At 60.5% G+C, this 15,605-nt stretch carries 10 protein-coding genes; 6 read left to right on the forward strand and 4 right to left on the reverse strand.

The features are described from left to right. Nucleotides 1-28 precede the first annotated feature (28 nt). From mdoH to pip, 4 genes are all read right to left on the reverse strand, one after another. Entirely contained in the window at nt 29-2,611 is a 2,583-nt protein-coding gene (gene mdoH / locus ABJ99_RS24435) for a glucans biosynthesis glucosyltransferase MdoH (RefSeq protein WP_054087987.1), read from the reverse strand. Further along, entirely contained in the window at nt 2,604-4,541 is a 1,938-nt protein-coding gene (locus ABJ99_RS24440; RefSeq protein WP_054088051.1) for a glucan biosynthesis protein G, read from the reverse strand. Before ABJ99_RS24440 ends, mdoH begins: the two co-directional genes overlap by 8 nt. 265 nt (nt 4,542-4,806) lie before the next feature. Beyond that, the gene (dtd, locus tag ABJ99_RS24445; protein ID WP_054087988.1) at nt 4,807-5,244 is read right to left on the reverse strand and encodes a D-aminoacyl-tRNA deacylase; all 438 of its coding nucleotides are present in this window, start codon (nt 5,242-5,244) and stop codon (nt 4,807-4,809) included. Nucleotides 5,245-5,286: 42 nt separating this feature from the next. Then, nucleotides 5,287-6,258 carry a prolyl aminopeptidase gene (gene pip / locus ABJ99_RS24450; RefSeq protein WP_054087989.1) on the reverse strand — a complete coding sequence of 324 codons (972 nt, stop codon included), beginning with the start codon at nt 6,256-6,258 and terminating at the stop codon, nt 5,287-5,289. Nucleotides 6,259-6,537: 279 nt separating this feature from the next. Between pip and ABJ99_RS24455 the strand changes: the two genes are divergently transcribed. The 6 genes from ABJ99_RS24455 (at nt 6,538) to ABJ99_RS24480 (ending at nt 15,590) form a co-directional block, all read left to right on the forward strand. Further along, nucleotides 6,538-8,988 (forward strand): glycogen/starch/alpha-glucan phosphorylase, encoded by a 2,451-nt coding sequence (locus tag ABJ99_RS24455; RefSeq protein WP_054087990.1) that lies wholly within the window; start codon nt 6,538-6,540, stop codon nt 8,986-8,988. 185 nt (nt 8,989-9,173) lie between these two features. Beyond that, nucleotides 9,174-11,975: a DUF2339 domain-containing protein gene (locus ABJ99_RS24460; RefSeq protein ID WP_054087991.1), complete on the forward strand. Its 2,802-nt coding sequence runs from the start codon at nt 9,174-9,176 to the stop codon at nt 11,973-11,975. A 26-nt stretch (nt 11,976-12,001) separates the two neighbouring features. Then, nucleotides 12,002-13,351 (forward strand): DUF3999 domain-containing protein, encoded by a 1,350-nt coding sequence (locus tag ABJ99_RS24465; protein WP_054087992.1) that lies wholly within the window; start codon nt 12,002-12,004, stop codon nt 13,349-13,351. Between the two features lie 134 nt (nt 13,352-13,485). After that, nucleotides 13,486-14,496 (forward strand): class 1 fructose-bisphosphatase, encoded by a 1,011-nt coding sequence (locus tag ABJ99_RS24470; RefSeq protein WP_007252848.1) that lies wholly within the window; start codon nt 13,486-13,488, stop codon nt 14,494-14,496. Nucleotides 14,497-14,753: 257 nt separating this feature from the next. After that, nucleotides 14,754-15,008: an outer membrane protein assembly factor BamE domain-containing protein gene (gene bamE, locus ABJ99_RS24475; RefSeq protein WP_024675475.1), complete on the forward strand. Its 255-nt coding sequence runs from the start codon at nt 14,754-14,756 to the stop codon at nt 15,006-15,008. A 3-nt stretch (nt 15,009-15,011) separates the two neighbouring features. Next, nucleotides 15,012-15,590 carry a lipocalin family protein gene (locus ABJ99_RS24480; RefSeq protein WP_054087993.1) on the forward strand — a complete coding sequence of 193 codons (579 nt, stop codon included), beginning with the start codon at nt 15,012-15,014 and terminating at the stop codon, nt 15,588-15,590. Nucleotides 15,591-15,605 lie beyond the last annotated feature (15 nt).

Consider the following 15,605-nt stretch of genomic DNA (forward strand, 5'->3'; position numbering starts at 1 on the left):
TCAAGGGTTTTTCGTTGCCGGACGGTTTTTAGGCCAGTGCCGGCTCTGAGGCTTTGTCGAAAGGCTGCAACGGCAGCAGTGGCGCGTGCGGATCGGCTTCGATGGAAGCTCTCCACGCGGCCAGCCACTCTTCATGACCTTCGCTCCAGACGCGCTCGTGCAGGCGGCCAAGGGCCACCGGGTCGCTCAACAGCATCAGGCGTTCCTGATTATCGAGTTTTTCTGGGCCGACCTTGAGCGCATGATCGACGCGCTCCATGCGCACCACTTCAATCGGCTGAGCCTGACGGTGACGCGAGGTTGCCAGAGCGCACGCCAGCGCATTCTGACGAGGATCGACCACCGCCCGAATGAAGCCGTGTTTCAGCGCGTGCCAACGGTTCTCGTGAGTGTACTGATCGGTGGAGATCAGCTCTTGCGGTGGCTCGAATTCTTCAGGAATCAGGAAGAATTTCTCGTCACGCGCCTTGAGGCCCAGACCGGTCCGGCTGGAAATCACCGACACAGGAATCGACAGCATCAACGACACCACGATTGGCGCCAGCCACCACAGAAAGCTCGGGTTCAGCCAGAACACCAGCAGTGCCCAGCATGCACCCAGCAATGTTTGCGGACCATGACGCTTGACCGCTTCGGTCCACGGCGTGGAGTCATCGTCGCGTTGCGGCGAATTCCAGGTCGCGGCCCAGCCCAGGAAGGCAGCCAGTACGAAACGGGTGTGGAACAGCATGCGTACCGGGGCCAGCAGCACCGAGAAGAGCATTTCCAGCAGCATCGAAACAGTAACCTTGAACTTGCCACCAAAGCCTTTCGCGCCCTTCGCCCAGATCAGAATGACGCTGAGCAGTTTAGGCAGGAACAGCAGAACGATGGTGGTCGAGAACAATGCAACGGCTCGTTCCGGATGCCATTGTGGCCACAACGGATACAGCTGGCGCGGCTCAAGGAAGTAGGTCGGCTCCATCAGGGTGTTCACTGCCAGCAGGGCTGTGGACAACACGAGGAAGAAGAACCACAACGGCGCCGACAGATATGACATCACACCGGTCAGGAACACCGCACGGTGAACCGGGTGCATGCCCTTGACCAGGAACAGGCGGAAGTTCATCAGGTTACCGTGGCACCAGCGACGGTCACGCTTGAGTTCGTCCAGCAGGTTCGGTGGCAGTTCTTCGTAACTGCCCGGCAGATCGTAGGCAATCCACACGCCCCAGCCGGCACGGCGCATCAGCGCAGCTTCGACGAAGTCGTGAGACAGAATCGCACCGGCGAACGCACCTTTACCGGGCAGCGGCGCCAGGGCGCAGTGCTCGATGAACGGCTTCATGCGAATGATAGCGTTGTGACCCCAGTAGTGGGATTCACCCAGCTGCCAGAAGTGCAGACCGGCCGTGAACAGCGGACCGTAGACGCGGGTCGCAAACTGCTGCATACGAGCATACAGCGTGTCCATGCCCGACGCGCGCGGCGCAGTCTGGATGATACCGGCGTCTGGCGTGGCTTCCATCAGACGAACCAGGCTGGTCAGGCATTCACCGCTCATGACGCTGTCGGCATCCAGCACGACCATGTAGCGGTATTCGCTGCCCCAGCGACGGCAGAAGTCGTCGAGGTTGCCGCTTTTACGTTTTACGCGACGACGGCGGCGGCGATAGAAGATCTTGCCAAAGCCCTTGGTCTCGCGGCATACGTCCAGCCAGGCCTGTTGCTCGGCAACGGCGATGTCGGTTTCGTTGGTGTCGCTGAGCACGAAGAAATCGAAACGATCCAGGTCACCCGTGGCCGCTACCGATTCGAACGTCGCGCGCAAACCGGCGAACACCCGGGGTACGTCTTCGTTGCAGATCGGCATGACCAGCGCGGTACGTGCGCCCTTTTCGATCGGCTCGTTACCGGGGCTGGCACCGGAGATGCGATATTTGTCGCGCCCGGTAAGCAATTCCAGAAAGCCCATCAGCGCAGTCCAGAAACCGGCCGATACCCAGCAGAACAGAATGCCGAACAGCAACAGAATACTGGTCTGCAAGGCATAAGGCAGGACCTGCAAAGCAGTCTGCACGAAGGTCTGACGGGTGATTTCATCCAGCGAAACCAGCGACCAGCCCTGATACGGCAGAATGCCTTTCATGTACGAGCCCGCCACAATCGTCTGACCCAGCATGAGGATCAGCAGAATATAGCGACGGATCGAACCGACGGTACGCCAGCGAGCCTTCGGCAAATCCCGAGGCAGATCGCTGTGATCCGGCTTGGGCGGGTTTTTCTTGCCAGTCAGGCGCCGCCAGCCGCGCACCAGAATGTTGGTGCGCCATGGCTCTGGCACAACCTTGGTCCGGTTGATCGGCGGCGTGGCCTTGAGGCGCAAACGCCCGCTCGCATCGACGTCGAGCATCTCGGCGTCCTGCAACTCGTCCGCTGTGGACAACAGCAGGCGACGGCCCACCGAAGCCTGAGCGGCCTCGGCCGGGTCGTTCAGCGGCTGTGCCGACAGGCGTTCATGCAACTCGGCGAAGGTCTTGCAGCCGGCAAGTTCTGCCCGCTGCTCGTCGCTCATCGGTAAATGCGCCAGGTACTCGTTCAGAGACACTGGCACCGGTAGAGAATTACTCATCGCTCGGCAACTGATAACTCCAGGTCTCGGTCATGACTTGCAACGTCTTGGCCGGTTCTGGATGGGTGGGCGCGGCCTCGGTTTCAGGCTGCTGGATCTCTTTACCGTCCTTGTCCTTGGCTACATCAGCCTTGGCAACATCACCCTTGGCTGCGTCGGCTTTGGCTGCATCAGCCTTGCCCGCTTCAGCTTTGGTGGTCTCGGACTTGGCGGCTTCAGACTTCGGCGCATCGGCCTTGGCAATTTCTACCTGGTCGTTGGCGGACTCCTTGCTGGCAGTCTCCTTGGTAGCAGCTTCCTTGACCGCAGTCGGCTTGGCGGCTTCCCTGGAAGCGGCTTTCTTGTCGTCGGCTTTATCAGCAACCAGCAGCGCAGGTTCCTTGCCCGGTTCGGCAGGGATCTCGCGCAGCAGGTAAGCGCTCATCTCGGTGGGCTTGCCAGCGTCCTTGACCTTGACCCGCAGGGTCAGGCGATAGCCCTTGGTGACCGGGTTGTAACGCAGGTTGTTTTCAACCAGCTCGACGTTGTCGTCGGTAGTCACCTGGCTACGAATGGTCTTGTCTTCCGGCAAGGCTGCCAGTACCGGGCCGACGAAGTCGACGAGGAACGCGAGGCTGCCGTCCGGCTGACGCACCAGGTTGGACTGACGCACGTCACCGATGGAGCGTTGAGTCTGCTTGACCCAGCCCAGATCCGGCGAGTGGATCGAGTTTTCCTGCATGGTCCAGTGCAGACGGTAATCGAAGTTCATCTGCTCGCCTGGAGCAGGCAGAGTGTCAGGCTTCCAGAACGCAACAATGTTGTCGTTGGTTTCGTCGGCAGTCGGAATCTCGACCAGATCGACAGTCCCTTTGCCCCAGTCGCCTTTTGGCTCGATCCAGGCGCTTGGGCGCTTGTCGTAGCGGTCATCGAGGTCTTCGTACTGACTGAAGTCGCGGCCGCGTTGCAGCAGACCGAAACCACGCGGGTTCTCGACCGAGAAGCTGCTGACGGAAAGGTGTTTAGGGTTGTTCAGCGGACGCCACAGCCACTGGCCATTGGCTGCCTGAATCGACAGGCCGCTGGAGTCGTGCAGCTCGCGGCGGAAGTTAGGCACACGCGAAGGCTGGTTGGCACCGAACAGGAACATACTGGTCAGTGGCGCCACACCCAGTTTGGTGACCTTGTCACGCAGGAACATGCGCGATTTTACGTCAACCAGGGTGTTGGTGCCCGGACGCAGGGTCATCTGGTACGCACCGGTGGCACGCGGCGAATCGAGCAGTGCGAAGATCACCAGATGGTTGTCATCCGGGCCAGGCTTCTCGATCCAGAATTCCTTGAAGCGCGGGAACTCTTCGCCGGACGGCAGTGCAGTGTCGATTGCCAGGCCACGCGCAGACAGACCGTAGACCTGCCCCTTGCCGATCACGCGGAAGTAGCTCGCGCCCAGCATGGTCATGACTTCGTCCTGCTTGTCATCCTTGTTGATCGGATACAGGACACGGAAACCGGCGTAACCCAGTTTCTCGGTGGATTTCGGGTCGATTTTCAGATCGCCGAAATCGAAACGGTTCGCGTCGTATTTGATTTCGTCGACGCTGGTCGCGGTCACTTCGTTGATTTTGACCGGCGTGTCGAAATGCATGCCCTGGTGGTAGAAAGACACTTTGAACGGCGTCTTGTCGCCCGCCCACTCGGCCTTGTCATCACGGAAGCGGATCTTCTGATAGTCAGCGAATTTCATTTCGCGCAGTTCGTTCGGGAGATTGCTCCTCGGAGCCTCGAACTTCTGCCCGGCCATTTCTTTGGCCTTCGCCGCTACATCATCAAGACTGAACGCCCAGAGCTGGCCTGCACTGAACAGGCAGACAAGGGCAGAGCTTGCCAGAAGCGCACTGCGCAACCGCTTGACGGGTGTCTTTGGAGCATCACAGGGACTAACAATCACGAGCAACCCTCGCCGAAAACAGATGAAAAAACCAACGGCCAGCTATCGAATGCCGGGTTGGCGAGCATTGTTCCGACTCCAAATGGGCTTAATGATTCCCCAACCGGCGTCAGAACCGCTTTTGTCATACCAAATGGACCAACCAGTGTCGGTCCCCGCAGCGCGCGATTATCCAGTAGCTCGCGTTACAACGCATCAGGTATGACAAAGTATTTATTTCCTGAACGAACGATGAATTCGCCCGGTGTAACGATGAAATCGTAGCTTATGTTTCAAACAGGAATGTCACAGGGCCATCATTTATCAGGTGCACCTGCATATCTGCACCAAACTGGCCCGCCGCCACGACCGGATGCGCAATTCTGGCCTGGCTCAGTAAATAGTCGAACAGTTCGGCACCCAGCGCTGGAGCAGCAGCTTTCGAGAACCCGGCGCGCAATCCGCTTTTGGTGTCAGCAGCCAGTGTGAACTGCGAAACCAGCAGCAATCCGCCGTTCACATCACGCAACGACAGGTTCATCTTGCCGTCGGCGTCGCTGAACACCCGATAATTGAGCAGCTTGTGCAGCAACTTATCGGCACTGGCCCGGGTGTCTTGAGGCTCGATGCCCACCAACACCAGAATGCCCTGATCGATAGCGCCGACCACCTCCGTTCCGACCTCGACGCGCGCACTGCGCACGCGCTGCAACAAACCTTTCATAAAGACTTCCAGACTTGGTAAACAAACAACCCAGTAAAGCGATCAGGCTTCTTCAGGAGGCAAATCGAGAAGATTCTGCGCCACCTGCGCTGCGGCACGCACCAGCGCGTCGGCGATACCTGGCTCGGACGCCGAATGCCCCGCTTCGCGAATCACTTGCAGCTCGCTGCCAGGCCAGTTCTGGTGCAGTTCCCAGGCGTTATCAAGCGGGCAGATGACGTCGTAGCGCCCGTGGACGATGATCGCCGGCAGGTGGGCGATTTTCGGCATGTCGCGAATCAGCTGATTTTCTTCCAGAAACGCCTTGTTCATGAAGTAGTGGCATTCGATGCGCGCGATGGACAGCGCCCGATGCGGATCGGTGAAGCGGTCAACCACCTGTGGGTTGGGGCGCAAGGTTGCGCAACGGCCTTCCCAGGTAGACCAGGCCTTGGCGGCATGCATCTGGGCGATCTGGTCCGGGCCGGTGAGGCGCTTGTGGAAGGCGGACAAGAGATCGTGGCGCTCATCGGCCGGGATCGGCGCGACGTAATCCTGCCAGTAATCCGGGAACAGGCGGCTGGCACCGGCCTGATAGAACCAGTCGATTTCCTGCTGACGGGCGAGAAACACGCCACGCAGAATCATGGCATGCACGCGATCCGGATGAGTCTGAGCGTAAGCCAGCGCCAGGGTCGAGCCCCACGAACCGCCGAACAGCACCCACTTTTCAATGCCCAGGTGCTCGCGAATCACTTCGAGGTCTTCGACCAGTTTCCAGGTGGTGTTGTTTTCCAGGCTGGCATGCGGCGTGGAGCGGCCGCAACCGCGCTGGTCGAACGTGACGATGCGGTATAGATTCGGATCGAAATAGCAGCGGCTGTGCGCATCGCACCCGGAACCCGGGCCGCCGTGGATAAACACCACTGGCAGACCTTCAGGCGAGCCGCTTTCGTCGACGTAGAGCACATGCGGTTGTTCCACGGCCAGATCGTGCCGGGCGTAGGGTTTGATCTGCGGGTACAAAGTCTGCATAAGTGCTCCATAAGTCCAGTCAAGAGGCTTCTGATGTCCTGCCGTCGGGCATCATAAACCCGAAACGAAGAATCAGCATGCTGCACGTCATTGATTAACATGGAACAATCAATGCAAGCGTTTTGCCAATTTGCCCGAATAGCGAACCAGAACAGTCAGGCTGGGTCGAAGCGTGAGTCGTAAACCGAATTATTTCTTTATTTACAGGAAATAACTGACGACACGCCTACAGTCTAAGAATCCCATCTCCCATTCGTCAGACTACTTGAGGTTGTATCGATGTCTCAGGAACCACTTGTTCGTGACGCTGATGTGGCTGCTTTTCGCGCCGCTGTGCTCGCCAAACTCACCTATTCGGTGGGCAAGGACCCCGACCATGCGTTTGAGCATGACTGGTTTGAAGCGACCGCCCTTGCTGCCCGCGACCACATGGTCGAGCACTGGATGGATCACACGCGCCATATCTATCGCAAGGTTCAGAAGCGGGTTTACTACCTCTCGCTGGAATTCCTGATCGGCAGGCTGCTGTACGACAGCCTGAGCAACCTCGGTCTGCTGGAGATCGCCCGCGAAGCCTTGACCGAGCTGGGCGTGGACATTGAGCGTATTCGCTTGCTCGAGCCCGACGCAGCATTGGGTAACGGCGGCCTGGGTCGCCTGGCGGCGTGCTTCATGGAAAGCATGTCGACCCTCGGCATTGCCGGTCACGGTTACGGGATTCGTTACGAGCACGGCCTGTTTCGTCAGGGCATCGTCGACGGCTGGCAACAGGAGCAGACCGAAAACTGGCTGGACTTCGGCAACCCGTGGGAATTCGAGCGTCCGGAAGTGGTGTACTCCATCGGCTTCGGCGGCAGCGTCGATACCGTTCCGAGCGAAACCGGTGAATCGCGTCAGGTCTGGCGTCCGGGCGAAACGGTGCGGGCCATTGCTTACGACACTCCCGTGGTGGGCTGGCGCGGCAAGAGCGTCAACACCCTGCGTCTATGGCGCGCCCGCGCGGTAGAAGACCTGCACCTGGAACGCTTCAACGCGGGCGACCACTTTGGCGCCGTTGCCGAAGTGGTCCGTGCAGAAAGTATTTCCCGCGTGCTGTACCCGAACGACGCGACCGAGGCCGGTCAGGAACTGCGCCTGCGTCAGGAGTACTTCTTCGTTTCGGCATCGCTGCAGGATTTGCTGCGTCGCCACCTGAACCAGCACGCGACGCTGACCGACCTGGCCGAGCACGCTGCGATCCAGATGAACGACACGCACCCGTCGATTGCCGTGGCCGAGCTGATGCGTCAGTTGATCGACAACCACAATATTCCGTGGGACACCGCCTGGAAAATCACCGTCGGCACCCTCGGTTACACCAACCACACGCTGCTGCCGGAAGCACTGGAAACCTGGTCGGTCGGCCTGATGGAGCGCATGCTGCCGCGCCACATGCAGATCATCTACCTGATCAACGCGCAACATATCGATACGCTGCGCGCCAAAGGTGTCGACGACGTCAACGTGCTGCGTGCGGTGTCGCTGATCGAAGAAGACAACGGCCGCCGCGTGCGCATGGGCAACCTTGCGTTTCTCGGTTCGCACAGCGTCAACGGCGTTTCGGCGTTGCACACGCAACTGATGCGCAAGACCGTGTTCGCCGAGCTGCACAAGATCTACCCGGACCGGATCAACAACAAAACCAACGGCATTACCTTCCGCCGCTGGCTGTTCCAGGCCAACCCGAAGCTCACCGAAATGCTTGTCGAGGCGCTGGGTGAAGATGTGCTGGACAACGCCGAGACCCGTCTCAAAGAACTCGAACCGTTCGCCGAACAGTCGTCGTTCCGCAAGCAGATGGCTGATCAGCGCTTGCACAGCAAACGCGCACTGGCCGCGATCATTCACGAACGCCTGGGTATCGCAGTCAATCCGGCGGCGATGTTCGACGTTCAGGTCAAACGTATCCACGAATACAAGCGCCAGCTATTGAACTTGTTCCACACCGTGGCGCTGTATCAGGCCATTCGTGCCGAGCCGGGTACGGACTGGGTACCGCGCGTGAAAATCTTCGCGGGCAAGGCGGCAGCCAGCTATCACTCGGCCAAGCTGATCATCAAGCTGACCAACGACATCGCGCGGACCGTAAACAGCGACCCGACGGTGCGTGGTTTGCTGAAAGTGGTGTTCATGCCCAACTACAACGTCAGCCTGGCGGAGAGCATCATCCCGGCCGCCGACCTTTCCGAGCAGATTTCCACAGCGGGCCTGGAGGCGTCGGGCACCAGCAACATGAAGTTCGGCCTCAATGGCGCGCTGACCATCGGCACGCTGGACGGCGCCAACGTGGAAATGAGCGAGCAGGTCGGGCTGGAGCACATGTTCATCTTCGGCATGACCTCGCAACAGGTCGAAGCCCGCAAGCAGGCCGGCGACTTCAGTGCATATGCCGACGTGGCTGCATCGGGACGCCTGAACGACGTATTGCAGGCGATTCGTGGCGGGGTGTTCTCGCCGGATGATCCGAACCGTTATGTCGGGCTGGTCGATCAGTTGCTGGCGTACGACCGCTTCCTGGTCTGTGCTGACTTCGATTCGTACTGGGCCGCTCAGGCCAAGGTCGAAGAACGCTGGCACGATTCCAAGGAATGGTGGCGCTCGGCGGTGCTAAACACCGCACGCATGGGCTGGTTCTCCTCGGACCGGACCATTCGTGAATACGCCGGGGATATCTGGAAGGCGCTGGACTGACCCAGCGCTGAGCGTTATACGCAAGTCTTGTGGGAGCGAAGCGTCGTCCGGCTCACTCCCACAAGGGTCTTCGTCCTGCCAAAACTCTCGTGCCTGCGGGCCACATAAAACATTACAAACGATGTCCGCCCGCCCCTATATACTGCCGACGATAAACATTCACCCCTCGAAAAGGATGTCGTCGCGTGCTCTGGATTTGTCTGGTGATGGGCGGTGCGCTGCTGGGCTACTCGTTGAGTTACGACGAGTGGACCGGTGCGCTGATTGGCGCGCTCATGGGCGGGGCAGTCTGGGCGGGCATTCGCATGCGCGTGCTGGGCAGCCAGGCTGCTGACCAGTCGCGACAGCTACTCGCCACCCGCAAAGACATCGACACCCTCCAGCAGCGCCTGAATGCGCTCGAACGTCAGTCAGTGCCTGGCGTGCCGCCGGCTCGGGACAACGCGCCGTTGCCGCTGGACGCCGTCATTCTCGCCGCACCCACCGAAGGTCCCGAGCTGATCTGGGACCTGCCGGACGAGCCACAGGCAACGCCTGCTGCCGAACCTGCCACAGCAATTGCTCAGCCATCACGCCCGGCAAAACCCAATCTGCTGGACAGTGCCATCGAGCGCGCCAGGAACTGGTTGCTGGGCGGCAACACGGTCCTGCGGGTCGGCGTGGTCGTGCTGTTTCTCGGCCTGGCTTTTCTGCTGCGTTACGCCACCGAAGGCCTGGTCGTGCCGATTCAAGCGCGCTATGCCGGGGTCGCCGCCAGTGCGCTGGCATTGCTCGGGCTGGGGTGGTGGCTGCGGCTGCGCAACGGGCCTTACGCATTGATGCTGCAAGGCACCGGCATCGGCGTTTTGTACCTGACGGTGTTTGCCGCGATGAAACTGCATGCCCTGCTGGACCCTGCACCGGGCTTTGTCCTGCTGGTGGCAATCACCACCTTCTCGGCCATTCTCGCGCTGACCCAGAATTCCCTGGCACTGGCCTGCGCTGGCGCGCTCGGCGGATTTGCGGCACCGCTTCTGGCCTCGACCGGGCAAGGCAGCCACGTTTCGCTGTTCAGCTACTTTGCCCTGCTCAACGTCGGCATCATCGCCATTGCCTGGTTCAAGGCCTGGCGCATCCTTAACCTGATCGGCTTCTTCGGAACGTTCGGCATCGGCTTTGCTTGGGGCATCAGCGCCTATACGCCCGAACTGTTCTGGAGCACCGAACCGTTCTTGATTCTGTTTTTCCTGATGTACCTGGCCATCGGCCTGTTGTTCGCCCGCCGCACGCTACTGGAGCTCGGCGACCCGCCGCCAGACGGGACCCGCAAAAACCTGCTGCGCTGGTCGGCGCGCCAAGGTGATTACGTCGACGGCACACTGCTGTTCGGCACGCCGATCGTCGGTTTCGGCCTGCAATACGCGCTGGTCGAGCACCTTGAGTTTGGCGCCGCATTCAGCGCGCTCACGCTGGGCCTGATCTACATGGCGCTGGCGCGCTGGCTGACCACGCGCGCGCCCGGCCGCACCGTTTTACTGATGGAAACCTGCCTGGCGCTGGGCGTGGTGTTTGCAACGCTGGCCATCCCCCTAGGCCTCGGCTCGCAATGGACGACCAGTGCCTGGGCGGTGGAAGGCGCAGCGGTGTTCTGGCTGGGCTTGCGCCAGCAACGCAGGCTGGCTCAGGTGTTCGGCCTGCTGTTGCAACTGGGGGCCAGCGCCATTCTGATCAGCGACAGTTCGACGCAGGCCTTCGCGGGCGACTACTGGACACCGATGATTCTGGCTGTCGCGGCGTTGATCAGCGCCTGGTGCGTGTTCCATTTCAACGCTATGACGCTGATGGCGCCCAACCGCGCCAGAGCAGTGCTGGTCATCTGGGGCACGCTCTGGTGGATGGTGTCGCTGGTCAGCGCTGTGGATCTGTACGCGCCAGCGCACTTCCAGACCGCAGCGCTGCTGATCGCACTCGCACTCAGCGTGGCGCTCTGGGCCGCACTCGCCAGGCGTTTGCGCTGGACTGACCTGGCCGCACTGTGCAGCGTACTCACGCCCGTCTGCGCACCGCTGCTGCTGTTCTCGCTCGACAGGCAGGACAACCCGGCGGCCAGCGGCGGCTGGCTGGCGTGGAGCGTGGTGTTCATCGTGCATCTGCTGACCCTGCGCCACCTGGCAGACCTGCAATCGCTCTTTGCAAAACGGGTCGCCCATACCGCTGGCTGCCTGCTGTTGCTCTGCGTACTGGCGCTGGAGCTGCGTTTTGGCCTGCTGCAATTGTCCGAGTACTACAACGCCTGGCGCTGGCTGGGCTGGGCGATTCTGCCAAGCCTGTTCCTGCTGGCGATGAGTTCCGGCCGTAACTGGCCATGGCCGGTGAAAGCCTGCCCCGAGGCCTATCATGTCGGCGCTGCTGCGCCACTGGCGATCCTGATGCTGGCGTGGTTCTGGCTGGCGAACCTGTTCAGCGATGGCGCGGCCGACCCGCTGCCTTATGTGCCGCTGCTCAATCCGCTGGAAATCGGCCTGTTGCTGGCGCTGGCCGGCGTGTGCCTGTGGATGCGCAAGTACCTGACGCACCAGCGCAATCACACCCTGTTGCTGGCAGGCGCATCGCTGTTCGCACTGGTCACGGCCATGGTCATGCGCACCGCCCGGCATTGGGCCGATGTAGCGTGGTCCAGCGAGGATCTGCTGGCGTCGATGCGCGTTCAGGCCGGGTTGTCGATCGTCTGGACGCTGATGGCGCTGGCCTTGATGATCGGCGGCCATGTGCGCGCCAACCGCGAGTTGTGGCTGGGCGGCGCAGCGTTGATCGGGGTGGTGGTGATCAAGCTGTTCTTCGTCGAACTGAGCAATCGCGGCGGCATGGAGCGCATCGTCTCGTTCATCGGTGTTGGCATTTTGCTACTGGTGGTGGGATATTTCGCACCCTTGCCGCCGAAACGTCCTGCGCATAACGTTGGCGCAGATCCAGGGCCCGGCCCGACTGCCGCGCCTGATACACCATGAGGAAGCCGTTCTTGAGTCATCCTGCCATGAAAGTCGCCGTGCTTGGCCTTGCCCTGTGTGCGGCGATCAGCGCCAGCGCTCAGGACAAACCGGCGGATTTTGCCAGTCAGACACCGCTGACACTCAGCGGCGAGGGGCCGTGGTATCGCATTGAATTGCCGCTTGCCGTGCAACTGAATGCGCGACAGGCTGATCTGGGTGACGTTCGCGTGTTCAACGCCGAGGGACAGCCGCAGGCCTACGCGATCACGCCGCGTGAGCCTGCGCGCGAGCAAGAGCCCGCGCCCATCGAGGTCAAATGGTTTGCGCTGTACAGCACTCAGGAAGCAGGCGACGCTGTGCCGGTGATTCGCATCGAACGCTCGAGCAACGGCAGCGTGATCGAAGTCCAGCCGCAGAGCGACATCGAGGCCGGCGAAGAAGTGCTGCGCGGCTGGCTGCTGGACACCAGCGCCATCAAGGCGCCACTGGAACAACTGATTATCGACTGGAGCACGGAGCGCGAAGGCTTCCAGCACTTCAGCATCGAGGCCAGCGACGACCTGCAGCATTGGCGCGACTGGGGCGAGGGGCAAGTTGCACGCCTGTCGTTTGCCGATGAAGTGGTCGAGCAGCGCGAAGTTGGCCTGCCTGGTCAAAGTGCGCGTTATCTGCGCCTGCTGTGGCGCGCGACGCACAGTGCGCCACTGCTGATTTCTGCCCACCTGCTGAGCGCCAGCAGCGACAACCCGACACCGCCACTGACCTGGTCGCCGCCGGTCAAAGGCACTGTCGAAAGCCCCAACGAATACGTCTGGCAGTTGCCGGCAGGTTTGCCGATAGGGCGCGTGAAAGTCGATATTGCCCAGCCCAACAGCCTGGCGCCTGCAATTCTTTATGGACGTGTCGATGCCAGACAGCCATGGCAACCGGTCAGCAGCGGTCTGTTGTATCGCCTGTCACAAAACAACAGCGATGTCTTGCAGGATCAACTGCAACTGTCCGGGCGGATCGTCCAGCAGCTCAAGCTGGTGGTGGATGACCGCGGTGGCGGTCTGGGCAGCGAGGCTCCGCTGTTGAGCGTGGCCGTACCGGCGACCGAGGTGGTATTTCTGGCACGCGGCAACGGACCGTTCACACTGGCGGTCGGCAACCCGACGGCCAAGGCGGTGAACCTGTCGCTAGCGACTCTGATCCCTGATTTCAGCCCGCAAAAGCTTGCCCTGATCGGCACCGCGCAACCCGCCGCGGCAGCCGTCGCCGACATGACAGCGGCACCGCCAGCGGCGCAGCAAAGTGCTGACTTCAAACGCATGGGGCTGTGGGCGATTCTGGTGGTGGGCGTGCTGTTTCTGGGCTGGATGGCGTTGAGCACCTTGCGTGCGTCGAAACGCTGAAACGCACGGCTCGTCTGCTTCGGTTTGCCCGACATCTGAACTGAAACAGTCATCAACCAGTCTGATAGCAGTATTACGTCGCCACTCGCGTTAAACTGCCCGGGTTTTCATACCCCCTATTTTCGGAGCTATCCATGTCCCGCGTCACACTAAGTCGTTACTTGATTGAGCAGACCCGCAGCAACAACACCCCTGCCGATCTGCGCTTCCTGATCGAAGTTGTGGCGCGCGCTTGCAAGGAAATCAGCCACGCGGTCTCCAAGGGCGCGCTGGGTGGCGTATTGGGCAGCATGGGTACCGAAAACGTACAGGGTGAAGTGCAGAAGAAGCTCGACGTGATCTCCAACGAGATCCTGCTCGAAGCCAACGAATGGGGCGGTCATCTGGCCGGCATGGCGTCCGAAGAAATGGACAACGCCTACCAGATCCCGGGCAAATACCCGAAAGGCGCGTACCTGCTGGTGTTCGACCCGCTGGACGGCTCGTCGAACATCGACATCAACGCACCGGTCGGCACCATCTTCTCGGTTCTGCGCTGCCCTAACCAGTACTTGACCCAGAACGAGCCGCTGAACGAAAAAGCCTTCATGCAGCCCGGCACCGAGCAGGTGGCTGCCGGTTACGCGATCTACGGCCCGCAAACCATGCTGGTGCTGACCCTGGGCGACGGCGTCAAAGGCTTCACGCTGGACCGCGAAATGGGCAGCTTCGTGCTGACTCACGAAGACATCAAAATCCCTGAGGCCACTCAGGAGTTCGCCATCAACATGTCCAACCAGCGTCACTGGGAAGCTCCGGTGCAGCGCTACGTGAACGAGTTGCTGGCCGGTGAAGACGGTCCGTTGAACAAGAATTACAACATGCGCTGGGTAGCAGCGATGGTTGGCGATGTGCATCGCATCCTGACCCGTGGCGGCCTGTTCATGTACCCGCGCGACAGCCGCGAACCGTCCAAGCCGGGCAAACTGCGCTTGATGTACGAAGCCAATCCGATGTCGTTCCTGGTGGAACAGGCAGGCGGCGCGTCGACAGATGGCCACCAGCGTATTCTCGACATCCAGCCGGAGGGCCTGCACCAGCGTGTGGCGGTTTACCTGGGCTCCAAACAGGAAGTCGAACGCGTCACGGCCTATCACAAAGAGTAATAGCGTCTGCTCATGCATGAACGGCGATTCGGCTTGGTCGAATCGCCTGCAAGCCAGCGAATACTCAGGTAAATGAGCATTCTGGCCGTGCCCACAGCGCAAGGCTGCGGGCCATCGGGTTGCTACACGGCACAAATCCTTTCCCGACTCGGGAACCAGATCCCCTTTTCATCTTCTAAGCTTGCGGTATTGCGCCAGCGCCAGACTGAATCAGCCTGCATTGCGACGCGACCCCCTTCCGTTCAGGAGTTACATCCATGTCCTTGCGCTCTGTCGCGTTACTTTCGTTCTGCGTGCTGCTGGCTGCCTGCAGCAAGATCACTCAAGAAAACTATTCGAAGATTTCCGCTGGCATGCCGAAGGCTCAGGTTGAGTCTTTGCTGGGCAGCCCGACCGAATGTTCCGGCGCACTGGGAATGTCCAGTTGCACATGGGGCGACCAGAACACCTTTATCAGCGTGCAGTACGCGGCAGACAAGGTTGTACTGTTCTCGGGTCAGGGTCTGAAATAACACATGATCAAGGTATTGGTACGTTTCGGCATTTTTGTCATGGCCAGCTTTCTGGCCATCGGTTTCGCCCACTCGGCTGACAACCTCGAGCCGAAGACGGTTGATGGCGTCGACCTCAAACAGTATCAGGGCACTTGGTACGAGATCGCCCGTTTGCCGATGTTCTTCCAGCGCAAGTGTGCCCAGTCCGAAGCGCTGTATGCGCTCAAGGATGACGGCAATATTGCGGTAACCAACCGCTGCCGCACGATTGAAGGCAAGTGGGAAGAAGCCACCGGCACAGCGTCGCCGCAGGTTCCGGGCAAGACCGACAAGCTGTGGGTAGTGTTTGACAACTGGTTCTCGCGCCTGCTGCCGGGCGTCGCCAAGGGTGACTACTGGATTCTGGACGTCAGCGAAGGCTACCGCACCGCAGTGGTCGGCAACCCGGATCGCAAATACCTGTGGCTGCTGTCGCGCACGCCTGTCGTGTCTCAGGCAGACAAGGAAAACATGCTGAGCAAAGCCCGCCAGCAAGGCTACGACACCTCACGCCTGATCTGGCGCGAGGATGACTCGAAGATTGGCAAGGCTGAAAAGTAAGCGAACACTCAGTTG

The sequence above is a fragment of the Pseudomonas syringae pv. cilantro genome (assembly GCF_001293775.1).
In the GTDB taxonomy this organism is placed as follows: domain Bacteria; phylum Pseudomonadota; class Gammaproteobacteria; order Pseudomonadales; family Pseudomonadaceae; genus Aquipseudomonas; species Aquipseudomonas syringae_P.

What these genes read in the sequence shown, in the direction of transcription:
- dtd (WP_054087988.1), bottom strand. Translation starts at nt 5,244, where the DNA reads ATGAAAGGTTTGTTGCAGCGCGTGCGCAGTGCGCGCGTCGAGGTCGGA.
- pip (WP_054087989.1), bottom strand. Translation starts at nt 6,258, where the DNA reads ATGCAGACTTTGTACCCGCAGATCAAACCCTACGCCCGGCACGATCTG.
- ABJ99_RS24465 (WP_054087992.1), top strand. Translation starts at nt 12,002, where the DNA reads ATGAAAGTCGCCGTGCTTGGCCTTGCCCTGTGTGCGGCGATCAGCGCC.
- ABJ99_RS24470 (WP_007252848.1), top strand. Translation starts at nt 13,486, where the DNA reads ATGTCCCGCGTCACACTAAGTCGTTACTTGATTGAGCAGACCCGCAGC.
- ABJ99_RS24480 (WP_054087993.1), top strand. Translation starts at nt 15,012, where the DNA reads ATGATCAAGGTATTGGTACGTTTCGGCATTTTTGTCATGGCCAGCTTT.
- bamE (WP_024675475.1), top strand. Translation starts at nt 14,754, where the DNA reads ATGTCCTTGCGCTCTGTCGCGTTACTTTCGTTCTGCGTGCTGCTGGCT.
- ABJ99_RS24455 (WP_054087990.1), top strand. Translation starts at nt 6,538, where the DNA reads ATGTCTCAGGAACCACTTGTTCGTGACGCTGATGTGGCTGCTTTTCGC.
- mdoH (WP_054087987.1), bottom strand. Translation starts at nt 2,611, where the DNA reads ATGAGTAATTCTCTACCGGTGCCAGTGTCTCTGAACGAGTACCTGGCG.